The sequence below is a fragment of the Halorubrum sp. SD690R genome (assembly GCF_005435035.1).
GTDB classification, from domain to species: domain Archaea; phylum Halobacteriota; class Halobacteria; order Halobacteriales; family Haloferacaceae; genus Halorubrum; species Halorubrum ezzemoulense.
Window position 1 is genome coordinate 1 of the sequence record NZ_SGTV01000149.1, and the last position, 364, is coordinate 364.

General features: G+C 62.9%; 1 protein-coding gene. It reads right to left on the minus strand.

Annotation, left to right across the window (positions count from 1 at the left end; genetic code table 11):
* A partial coding sequence (locus tag EXE41_RS18820; protein ID WP_137691811.1) for a DUF255 domain-containing protein occupies nt 1-364 on the minus strand: 364 nt, incomplete at both ends.

A 364-nucleotide genomic window follows, 5' to 3' on the forward strand; every position in this document is an offset into this window, starting at 1 on the left:
TCCACTGCCGGGCACGGTTTTCCATCTCCTCACGCTGTTCGGGGTCCGACCACGAGTCCGAAAGGCGCTGGAGCAGGTCGCCAAAGCCCGGCTGGCCGCGCTTTTCCTCTGGCGGGAAGTACGTCCCAACGTAGAACGGCTCGCCCTCCGGCGTCAACCAGGCCGACAGCGGCCACCCGCCGCCGCCGGTGACCTGCTGGCAGATGCTCATGTACACGGAGTCGAGGTCCGGTCGCTCCTCGCGGTCGACCTTTATCGGGACGAAGTGTTCGTTGAGTTGTTCGGCAATTTCCTCGTTCTCGAAGCTCTCCTCTTCCATGACGTGACACCAGTGACACGCCGCGTAGCCGATAGAGAGGAAGAT